This window comes from Leptospira chreensis (assembly GCF_016919165.1).
GTDB lineage: Bacteria > Spirochaetota > Leptospiria > Leptospirales > Leptospiraceae > Leptospira_A > Leptospira_A chreensis.
Genome location: NZ_JAFFPS010000026.1, coordinates 207,296 through 217,649, shown reverse-complemented (window position 1 = coordinate 217,649; position 10,354 = coordinate 207,296). Strand labels below are relative to the sequence as shown.

At 41.2% G+C, this 10,354-nt stretch carries 8 protein-coding genes; 5 read left to right on the top strand and 3 right to left on the bottom strand.

Annotation, left to right across the window (positions count from 1 at the left end):
- Window positions 1-142 precede the first annotated feature (142 nt).
- On the top strand, window positions 143-880 hold the full coding sequence (locus tag JWG41_RS08445) for a glutathione S-transferase N-terminal domain-containing protein (protein ID WP_205269481.1): 738 nt from the start codon (window positions 143-145) through the stop codon (window positions 878-880).
- On the opposite strand, the gene cutA is transcribed toward JWG41_RS08445, so the two are convergent.
- The gene (gene cutA / locus JWG41_RS08440) at window positions 850-1,173 is read right to left on the bottom strand and encodes a divalent-cation tolerance protein CutA (RefSeq protein ID WP_205269480.1); all 324 of its coding nucleotides are present in this window, start codon (window positions 1,171-1,173) and stop codon (window positions 850-852) included. The genes JWG41_RS08445 and cutA overlap by 31 nt on opposite strands.
- A 51-nt stretch (window positions 1,174-1,224) precedes the next feature.
- Between cutA and JWG41_RS08435 the strand changes: the two genes are divergently transcribed.
- Window positions 1,225-2,013, top strand: a complete 789-nt coding sequence (locus tag JWG41_RS08435; protein WP_205269479.1) for an NADase-type glycan-binding domain-containing protein — start codon at window positions 1,225-1,227, stop codon at window positions 2,011-2,013.
- A 22-nt stretch (window positions 2,014-2,035) separates the two neighbouring features.
- Here JWG41_RS08435 and JWG41_RS08430 read toward each other — a convergent pair whose 3' ends face one another.
- Window positions 2,036-3,079, bottom strand: coding sequence for a hypothetical protein (locus tag JWG41_RS08430; protein ID WP_205269478.1), 1,044 nt, complete (start codon window positions 3,077-3,079; stop codon window positions 2,036-2,038).
- Window positions 3,080-3,187: 108 nt separating this feature from the next.
- A complete protein-coding gene (locus JWG41_RS08425) occupies window positions 3,188-4,282 on the bottom strand; it encodes a DegT/DnrJ/EryC1/StrS family aminotransferase (RefSeq protein WP_205269477.1) in 1,095 nt (364 codons plus the stop codon).
- A gap of 133 nt (window positions 4,283-4,415) precedes the next feature.
- Here JWG41_RS08425 and JWG41_RS08420 point away from each other — a divergent pair, with 133 nt between their 5' ends.
- The 3 genes from JWG41_RS08420 to JWG41_RS08410 are packed head-to-tail and all read left to right on the top strand — an operon-like array spanning window position 4,416 to window position 10,322.
- Complete coding sequence (locus JWG41_RS08420) at window positions 4,416-5,690, top strand: valine--pyruvate transaminase (protein WP_205269476.1); 1,275 nt, start codon at window positions 4,416-4,418, stop codon at window positions 5,688-5,690.
- On the top strand, window positions 5,687-8,008 hold the full coding sequence (locus JWG41_RS08415; RefSeq protein WP_205269475.1) for a hypothetical protein: 2,322 nt from the start codon (window positions 5,687-5,689) through the stop codon (window positions 8,006-8,008). Before JWG41_RS08420 ends, JWG41_RS08415 begins: the two co-directional genes overlap by 4 nt.
- A 49-nt stretch (window positions 8,009-8,057) precedes the next feature.
- Entirely contained in the window at window positions 8,058-10,322 is a 2,265-nt protein-coding gene (locus tag JWG41_RS08410; protein ID WP_205269474.1) for an arginine/lysine/ornithine decarboxylase, read from the top strand.
- The last annotated feature ends 32 nt before the right edge of the window (window positions 10,323-10,354 follow it).

Below are 10,354 nucleotides of genomic sequence, written 5' to 3'. Positions count from 1 at the left end.
CAGGACAAAGTAGAAATAAGATAAAAAAACCAAATCTCATAAAACAGGAATCATTTTAGAGATAGGAACACTTAAAAGACAATCTATTTTCCATGGTAAAAACTTGGTTGCAGAATGATTTCTCGTCCCTAAACTTCAACAAATGAGTTCAAGCCTATATACTTTCCCAATCTCACATTTTTCCGAAAAAGCTAGGTGGGGATTGGATCTTGCAAACTATCCATACGAATTAAAACCATTAGTTCCTGGAGAACATATCAAAACCCTAAAACCACTGGTGAACGATCTTTATGTACCTGTTTTAGAGACAGACACCGGAGTCATCCAAGGATCGGGAAATATTTTGGATTTGGTGGAAGAAAAAGCGTTTGGCCACAAAGCAACTCCAGAAGAAAAACTGATGGAAGAGAAAGTGGACATCCAAGTTGGAAAAAGTTTACAAACTTTTTTATATCACTTCATTCTAGATTACCCGGAACTTGTAGGAAAATTATTTTTATTAAATCCAGTATCTCTCTCTGATACAGTAGCACCTCCAGAACATTATGATTTGATTGCCCTTTCCCTCAAAAGGAGATACAAAATCACTCCTAAAAACTTAGAAGTCGTCAAACAATCTTTAGATGAAGGTTCCAAGGAACTTTTAGAAATATACAAAAGCAGAAAATTCTTTAATGGGAATTCTTTTGGTAGAGTGGATTTAACTGTAGCAAGCCTTATGGGTATGCTTGCCGAACCAAAAGACTCACCTGCCTATCCATGGTTTGCCTCCGTACAAATGCCAGAAGCCTTTCTCACTTGGCGTAAAGAATTAGGGTTGGAATTTTTATTCGAAAGAATTAGAGAGTTCTATAAAGAATTTCGAACCCAATCCAAATAATCAGGATTTCCGGAAACAATAGGCCACAGAACAATGCAGGGAGTTTCATAAGAATGTAATTCTTTGATTCTCTGCATTAAAGTTTCCGACTTATCTTTTGTTGTTTTGAATAAACAAACAGTTTCCTTTGACTCCTCCATTACATCTTTCCAAATATAAATGGATTCCATTCCGTTTATGATGTTGGCACAAGCCGCCAATCGTTCGGTAATCACTTCTTTTGCGATTTGTTTGGCCTCTTCTTCGGAGGAAAAAGTAACATACACAGTATAATAGTCCCAAGGTTCCTTCATTAAATTTATTTCCTACTTGCTCTAAATTTTATATTCCTATGATTCTAACGTATGAACTCTTCCAATTCTAAAACTTATTTACTCATAGCCGTCATCTGTCTGCCAATCTTTGCAGAATCACTCAATCCTCCGAGTATCACTTCCACAAGTCAACTGCAACCAAAATCAAAACGATTCACCCCCATCTTTGCCATGGATGGAAAACTCAAAACCAGTTGGGTGGAAGGTGCGGAAGGGGAAGGGATCGGTGAATCCTTACAAATTAAATACAAATCACCAATTAGTTTTCGTTCCTTTTCCATCTACAATGGATTTGGTGATCCTAAACTTTGGGCGGCAAACAATAGAATCAAAAAATTAAAAATTTCTACAGAAGAAGGAAATGAAGAAATCGTCACTTTAAAAGATAATCTCTCCCTCCAAAAGATAGAATTCAAATCCGAACTTCGGGCCAAAGAAATTTCCTTAACCATTCAAGAAGTGTATAAAGGAACCAGTTCCGAAAATACAGCCATTGCGGAAGTTGTATTCAACTCAGACCAAGCCGGATCCGCTCTCATCCCTCCCAAAAATACTTGGGCCATTGGAAAATGGAAAACCAAATCCAATATAGCAAGAATCCAACTTCATAATGATGGAACTTGTGAGATGGGTTATGAAACTGCGAAGATGTTATGTACTTGGACAGAAAAAGGAGACAAAGTCATTGTGAGTTTAGAGGCCACACTTCCACTCACCAATACTGATATTTTGGAAATCAAACGCCGAGGAAATCCATCCGATCCAACTCTCGAGATCAATGGAAAACATGAGTTCATTTCCAACAGAGATGGGGTTTAAGACAGTAATCTGATTTATGAATTCAATCCATCCAGGATAACCAAATGGATTCTACCACGGAAGGTTCTTTCTCTTCCGTGGTTTCAAAATACATCACGGTATTTTGGTATGGTTTGCCGATCAAGTCTCTAACGGGTGTTAAAAGAACCAACTGAATATCTAATTCCTTTTCCAATCTTTTGATGGTAGACCACTCTTCTAGAGAACCTTGTTTGGGATAAGGCAAAATCAAAATTCCTGTGACCACACCTGGTTTTGGATTTCTTTTTTTACGAACTTCCCATAAAATACGTCCAATCGAATAACGAAAGTTAAACTCTGACACCGGCTGGATTTGAACCCGGCCCTCTTCGCGATACAAAAATCCATCAATAGCACAGGGGCCTGAGTATTCTTTAGGGATCAGTCCTTTGACATCACGAACGAGATCCATGACTGGAGGTAAAAAAGTAGCGGAGTAAGGAAGCTCCGAGCCTCCGATACGAATCCCCCGAAACACTCCTTCCTTATCAATGAGCATGGCCGTGGAAGTGAGATAAAAGAATTCTCCATCCCGAACATCCCAAAGAGTAGAAAAATCAAAAAACCTTTCCTCCCCTACCCAAAACTCAGCAAGGATGGGAAACCCAAAAAGTTTTTTATTCACTTGCGACATCTTCCAGGAATCAGAAGCCGATTTAAAGATAATATGATTTCTGCCAGCAAGACCAAATTCACTTTTGAGTACAATGGGAAGTTTGGTCTCTTCTAGTTCAGCAAACAGATGTTCTTCGGAGGAAATTACCTTGGCTGGCAAAGGGGAATGGTGTTTTCGAAAATCAAGTTGTGTGATTTTGGAATTGAGATAACGAGAGGTTTCGATACGAATAGGATCTTCGACAAGTCGGCCTTCATACCATTCGTTCCGACATCCCCATTCAACAAGATCCACTTCTCTAAGAAGTCCACCATCTAAGATTGGGGTACCCGGTGTGAGACCAGCTTCCTTCCAGTGAGCAAATAGTTCATCGCTTGGTAATTCTTCTACAAGGACAAAGTCTTCTTCACGAGAAATCGGAAAGAACATCTTCTCCAAACAACGATTCCTCCGTTTGAGGGAGGAATCCAAATTCAGAGGTGTTTGAGGTAATCTATACTCAAAAAGTGAGTCTAGATAGTAGAGAGTCCGTGCCAATCAATAGATTCGTCGGATGGCCGTAGCAATCCGTTGTACGTTGTCTTTTGTTAAGTTTGGATAAATCGGAATACAATGACCTCTTTGGTATAGGCGTTCTGCATTGGGAAATTCCAAAGGATTCACTTCCAATACACGATGGAGTGGTTCATCCACAGTCCTTTGTGTTCCAATATGAATGGATTTAAAATATCTTTGGATCTCTTCGTAGTTTTGTCCTGAGACAACGATTGGAAATCTTTGGAAGGTATCTTCACTTGGGTTTTGGAAGTAAGTTTCCAATCTAGAATTTTGCACTGCTTGTAAATAAGCAGAAGCAATTTTTTTCTTACGTTCTAAGATCACACCGAGTTTGGAAAGTTGTTCAATCCCAAGGGCCGCTTGGTAATCTACCAAATTGTAATCATACTTTGGTTCACCAAAGTTACGTTTGGCGGAAGGGCCCGATTTATATGATTTCACTGCGGTGGAAATAGATAGTTCGGAAGTGATGATCATCGCACCGTTACCAGTGGTGATGATGTTTTCCGCACTGAGACCACAAATCGCAATTTTAGATTGTTTTCCCACAGCGATGGTTTCAGAAGTCGCACCAATGGCTTCGGTAAAGTCTTCTAAAACTTCCAATCCTTCGATGGAATAATCACTCAAACGAATCAGTGATCCAAAACTATGATCAAAAAGAGCGAAACGAGCTCCCGATTCATTTTTTTTACGAAGGAATTCTTCAGGACATGGATGGAAGGAATTTCGTTTTAAATCTACAAGCACTGGTTTTGCTTGCAAAAGAAAAATGGCATCCAAGGCAGAGATAGGAGCGTAACTCGAAAGTAAAACCGAGTCTCCCGCTTTGACGCCTAACGCAAGCAATGCTAAGTGATATGCCGAAGTAAGGGAATTAGAAGAGATAGCATATTTGATTTTAAATGTGTGACAAAACGTTTTTTCAAATCTTTCTACGATTTCACCGGTAGAAAGATGTTCGTCCACAAGACATTCCAAAACACCTTTCAGGTCTTCCCGAGAAAGGGTGGGTTTAAAAAATTCGATGTCTTTTTCTTTTCGAATAGGTCTTTGTATTGTTTCGGTGCTCATCCAACAGCACTCCTCTATATTATGTCACTTAAATACCCCGTTTCCGAATTATGTCACTTCATTTTTCGAAATGCGAACATAATTTTGGAATTCCCTTGGAAAAAGGGTTCTGGAAGGAGAAAGTCTCGTGAATATGGCCCCCATGACGGATTCTCTCACCTCAGTTTGGGCCACTCGCCTCCGCCAAAACCAAGGCATCCGCTCCCTTATGGAAGATCTTGGGAAAGTGACGGGCCACCCCGACGAAGTCCTATTCGGGGGAGGAAATCCGGCTCATATTCCAGAAGTAGAAGAGATCTTTGCGGAATGTTTTCTTTCCCTTGCCAAAGACCCAAGTCTTGCCGCCCTTCTCGGTGACTACCAAGCTCCTATTGGGAATGATCGTTTCCGCACCCTCGCCGCAGAATATTTATCACCACATTTGGATGCAAAACTCACTAAAGACAACATTGCTTTTTTGAATGGAAGCCAAAATGCCTATTCGTATTTACTCAATATTCATTCAGGCAAAATGACAGATGGAAGTTTTAAAAAAATCCTACTCCCCATTGTTCCAGAATACATTGGTTATGCGGACCAGTCCATAGAAGCCAATGCCTTTCTCGCAACCCAACCCGAAGTGATTCCTACAGGGAACCATAGATTTCGCTACGGATTAAACAAAACTGATTTTGATTTATCGGATGTGGGCTGTGTTGCCCTCTCCAGGCCCACAAACCCAACAGGGAATGTTTTATCTTTAACCGATCTAGACTGGATCGAATCAAGAACCAAAAAGAAATCTCTTCCCCTACTCATTGACTCGGCCTACGGAAATCCTTTTCCCAACTTAATTGGTTCGGAAGATCCAATCACTTACCGAGATGGTAGGACTTTATCTTTTAGTTTTTCCAAAATTGGCCTACCGGGAGTTCGTTTGGGAATCATCGTTTCCAATCCCGATACCATCGAAACCCTGTCTTCTTATTCTGCTGTGGGAAACCTTGCCGTCGGGAACCTCGGTGTGTATATGATGGAGATTCTCTTTCGTCAAAACATTCTTCCTGAGCTTTCAAAAAACGTATTACGTCCGTTTTATGACAAAAAAAGAGAACTTGCCATTTCTATCTTTGAATCGGAATTCCAAAAACAAGGTGTAGAGTATGAAATCCACGATCCTATGGGTGGATTTTTTCTTTGGATTCGTTTCCCCAATCTATCTGTATCCAATCACAAACTTTATCACCTTTGTAAAGATAAACGGCTCTTTATTGTTTCAGGACATTATTTCTTTCCGGGACTAAACACAGATTTTTCGCACACTCAAGATTGCATACGTTTGACATATTGCCGTAAGGAAGAAGAATTAGCCAGGGGAGCCCATATCCTAGCAGAGATTGTGGCAACTCACCAGGCGAAATCCAAATGAGCGAAGACAGCATTGATCTATCAGACACAGTCGTAGAGAACCCCTCATCCAAAGAGGAAAGTTCATCCGATAGACCCTCTGCTCAGTCCTATATATTTTTGTCTGATTCCGTGGGAAGCCTAACGCCCACCGCACGTTGCATTTTAGATGAACTTAAAGACTGGCACAAACGTGTAGAGAAACACGGCAGCAAAGAAAAACACGCATCTTACCTTATGACTGTGGACAAACTTCCCGAAGCCCTGGGTAAGTACACAAACTTAGGTGCCCAAGGTCGTTCAGAGAATTCCATCCACCATGCACTCCGCCAAATTTTAGACATTGACCATAGAGGCCAAAACCGCGCGGCCTATGCTTATCCTTACCTCATTCGTACGGGTAGCAAAATCTCATCTAAAATTGCACTGATTGCACCGCAAAACGAGAATAAAACGGACACCCAACCTTATAGGCAGGCTTGTTTTCGATTTTCACAAGACCTCATCAAAGTCCTTTTAGACAACCGCGCTAAAAAAGGAAGGAACTGGGACGAAGATAACCCAGGGTCTTTGCTCTTACAAAAAAACAAAGAGGGAAACACTTGGTTGTATCCAAAACTTGGATCTTTGGAAGCCGAGATCTCTTCTCTTGTGAGAAAGGGATTTGGAAATTTGCCTTATATCCCCATGCCGGATTTTCTCGAAGACTTCACTCTCTTTGCAAGAGAACAAAACCTAGCACTTTCTGTTCTCACTGATTATCATATTGTCATTGATGAACTAAACATCTTACCCGATGGAAGTTTCAAACGATTGCCAGAAGTTGTGAACCAAATCCTGGCTCATATGAATGGGTTGGAACAATTTACAAAAGACCAACTCACAAAACTTGCGAAAGACGCAAAGTATGAATCCTTCTTATCATCCTTTAGTGATTATATATCCACACCAAAGTTTCCATCTTTAGAATCCAAAATGAATCCTGAAGAAGAGGTGAAAAAGTTTTTAGCTGTCATCGAAAACTTTCCTTATCCTACAGAAAAAGGGAACCGAGCTTTATCGATCAAAGAAACAGTTGAACTGAGTGTAAAAATTCTAAAAAGACTTTCGGAAGAAAAAGGATCGGTTCTCACTCGTAAGGATGATAGTATTTACGGAACCGTCAAGAATGCGGTAATTAGTAAAATTCCGGAACATACTAAAAACCACAACACACTCCTAAGAATTGATTTTGAAGAAGAAGTGGCAAAGGCCGGCATCACTTCGGAAGAAAAAGCCAACGAATACATCAAACGTTTGAAAGACGATGTTTTCTCGGACCATTCCTATTACGAAGAAAAACTTCCCGATGGAAGATCTGTTTATTACGTTGTGGATCATGGTTATATGGCAGCGGTCATCCACAAACTAGCGTTTGAGGGAAGAACCAACCCAGAATACAAAAAACAGTTGGGTTATGCCAAAATCATCAACCACAAACTTTCCAATCCCAAACATCCGGAACTCAATAACAAACTGAAACCCGAGCTCATTGCCAAACTGAATGCCGATGTCAAAAATATGGAAGTGGAAGAATTGGAAAAAGAACGTTCCAATGAAATCCGTTCCCGATTCAACGCCGTTCCCGGAATTTTGACATTTGTCGTAAGTACTCTAATATTTATCACCGGTGCTTATTACCTTCGTTCGGCGATGCCAATCTTCTTTGGTGTCCCTTTTTCTGTAGTTCTCGGATTTATGGCCGCCATCTACTTCCGCGAAAAATCCACGGAAGAGATGAGAGAGGACATCAAAAACTCTGGGAAATTTTCTGGAATTGGAGATTGGGGCAAACCCACTTACAATTCCGGTTCTTCCTCTTCTTCATATGAAGACGAAGCGGAAACGAGTAAAAAAGAAGAGAAACTTTCTCATATCTATAAAGCCGCAGACAACTTCGTATTTCCCAAACGATTCAATAAAATTACCGACAAAGTTTTGGATCCCAAATCCTTACGTTCTCGGATTTACGAAAATTTGGACAATATCAAACGAAACAATATGACTCTCGGGAAAGAAAAGGATGACGATAAGGTGGCTTCTACTGTAGAATACGCTGTTCTGCAATCCGTTTCTACCATTCTCATTCCTGATGATGTCGCCATTCGGGATCTTCCGAACACCATCCTCATCAACCGTACAGATATGAAATCAGCGCTCTTTCGTGGCCAACTCGCTGACCACTACAGAGAGGAAATGAACAAAAAGAAGTTCGATAAAAAACTAGTTAAATACTACACCTACCTCATCAACACGGTAGAGATGGAGTATTATAAATACCTTCCGAAAAAACGAGTTTAGATACTAAAATTATTTGATTCCCTACGGGTCACTCCTCCTATGGAGTGTGATGTATCAAAACGGTATCGTTCAATTTCCTATCATCATCATTGATGAAGATTTTCGTTCCGAAAATGCCAGCGGTCTTGGCATTCGAGCAATTGCAAAGGCACTAGAAGGTGAAGGAATCGAAGTACTGGGAGTTACCAGTTACGGAGATTTAACAAGTTTTGTGCAACAACAGAGCCGGGCTTGTGGATTCATTCTCTCCATTGACGATGAAGAGTTCACGCCAGAAACAGTAGGCGAAGTTCCCGATGCTCTCCGCCAATTAAAAGACTTTGTTACCCAAGTCCGACATAGAAACGCCGACATACCGCTGTTTCTCTATGGGGAAACTAGAACCAGTCGTCATATTCCGAATAGTATTTTAAAAGAACTTCACGGCTTCATTCATATGTTTGAAGACACACCTGAGTTTATGGCTCGTGCCATTCATAGAGAAGTCAAATCCTACTTAGATAGTTTGCCTCCACCATTTTTTCGCGCCTTAACACAATATGCACATGACGGAAGTTACAGCTGGCACTGCCCAGGACACTCCGGTGGTGTTGCCTTTTTAAAAAGTCCTGTAGGACAAATGTTCCACCAATTTTTTGGAGAGAACATGCTTCGTGCTGACGTTTGTAATGCGGTGGATGAATTAGGCCAACTTCTCGACCATACAGGTCCGATTTCTGCCAGTGAAAGAAATGCTGCCCGAATTTTTCAATGTGATAGTTTGTATTTTGTTACGAATGGAACTTCCACTTCCAACAAAATTGTTTGGCATAGTACAGTAGCACCGGGTGACGTTGTGATCGTCGATCGTAACTGTCACAAAAGTATTTTACATGCAATCACCATGACTGGTGCCATTCCCGTATTTCTTATGCCAACAAGAAACCATTTCGGAATCATTGGCCCCATTCCTAAATCAGAATTCAAATGGGAAAACATTCAGAAAAAAATCGCAGAACACCCGTTTGCAAAACATGTAAAAGGGAATCCTAGAATTCTTACCATCACACAAAGTACATATGATGGAATTCTCTACAATGTGGAAGACATCAAATCAGAGTTAGATGGCAAAATCTCAACTCTTCACTTTGATGAAGCTTGGCTACCACATGCATCCTTTCATAGATTCTATACGGGAATGCATGCCATTGGATCAGACAGGCCTCGTCCGAAAGAAAGTATGATCTTTGCCACTCAGTCCACTCACAAACTTCTAGCAGGTCTCTCGCAAGCAAGCCAGATCCTTGTGCAAAACAGTGAAAAAGAAACCTTAGACAGAAACCTTTTCAATGAAGCTTTTTTAATGCATACAAGTACGAGTCCTCAGTATGCCATCATCGCTTCTTGTGATGTGGCAGCGGCCATGATGGAATCTCCCGGCGGGAATGCCCTTGTGGAAGAGTCCATTGAAGAAGCTCTCGATTTCCGACGCGCTATGCGCAAAGTAGATTTGGAACTCGAAGAAGATTGGTGGTTTAGTGTTTGGGGCCCGGAAGCTCTTATCGAAGAAGGAGCCGGCGAAAGAGACGAATGGATTCTGAAAGCCAATGACCGTTGGCATGGGTTTGGGGACATCGCAGAAGGATTCAATATGTTGGATCCCATCAAAGCCACTGTCATCACTCCCGGTATGAGTGTGGAAGGAGAATTTGCTGACTGGGGAATCCCTGCCCTCATCCTCACCAAATACTTAGCAGAACATGGGATCATCGTAGAAAAAACAGGACTTTATAGTTTCTTTATCATGTTTACTATCGGGATTACCAAAGGCCGATGGAATACCATGGTCACCGAATTACAACAGTTCAAAGATGATTATGATTCGAACCAACCACTCTGGCGTGTGATGCCAAAGTTTGCTGTCACATATCCCAAGTATGATCGTATTGGGTTACGGGATTTATGCCAGTCCATGCATGAGGTATATCGGGCCAATAATATCTCTCACCTAACAACGGAGATGTATCTTAGCCCAATGATCCCTGCGATGAAACCTTCGGAAGCTTTTTCCAAAATGGCACATCGTGACATCGAAAGAGTTCCGATTGATGAGTTGGAAGGAAGGATTACTTCTGTGTTGTTAACGCCGTATCCTCCAGGCATTCCACTCCTTATCCCCGGAGAGAAGTTCAACATGACCATCATTCGTTACTTACAGTTTGCACGTGAATTTAACGCAAAGTTTCCTGGTTTTGAAACAGACATCCACGGCCTTGTGGAAGAAAAATCAGAATCAGGTCATGTCACTTACTTTATCGATTGTGTATCGGAATAAAAAAACGAAACCCAATTTCAGGCCAACGAAAC

Excerpts from the sequence above, each read along its gene's own strand:
- JWG41_RS08445 (WP_205269481.1), top strand. The coding sequence starts at position 143 with ATGAGTTCAAGCCTATATACTTTCCCAATCTCACATTTTTCCGAAAAA.
- cutA (WP_205269480.1), bottom strand. The coding sequence starts at position 1,173 with ATGAAGGAACCTTGGGACTATTATACTGTGTATGTTACTTTTTCCTCC.
- JWG41_RS08435 (WP_205269479.1), top strand. The coding sequence starts at position 1,225 with ATGAACTCTTCCAATTCTAAAACTTATTTACTCATAGCCGTCATCTGT.
- JWG41_RS08430 (WP_205269478.1), bottom strand. The coding sequence starts at position 3,079 with ATGTTCTTTCCGATTTCTCGTGAAGAAGACTTTGTCCTTGTAGAAGAA.
- JWG41_RS08425 (WP_205269477.1), bottom strand. The coding sequence starts at position 4,282 with ATGAGCACCGAAACAATACAAAGACCTATTCGAAAAGAAAAAGACATC.
- JWG41_RS08420 (WP_205269476.1), top strand. The coding sequence starts at position 4,416 with ATGGCCCCCATGACGGATTCTCTCACCTCAGTTTGGGCCACTCGCCTC.
- JWG41_RS08415 (WP_205269475.1), top strand. The coding sequence starts at position 5,687 with ATGAGCGAAGACAGCATTGATCTATCAGACACAGTCGTAGAGAACCCC.
- JWG41_RS08410 (WP_205269474.1), top strand. The coding sequence starts at position 8,058 with ATGTATCAAAACGGTATCGTTCAATTTCCTATCATCATCATTGATGAA.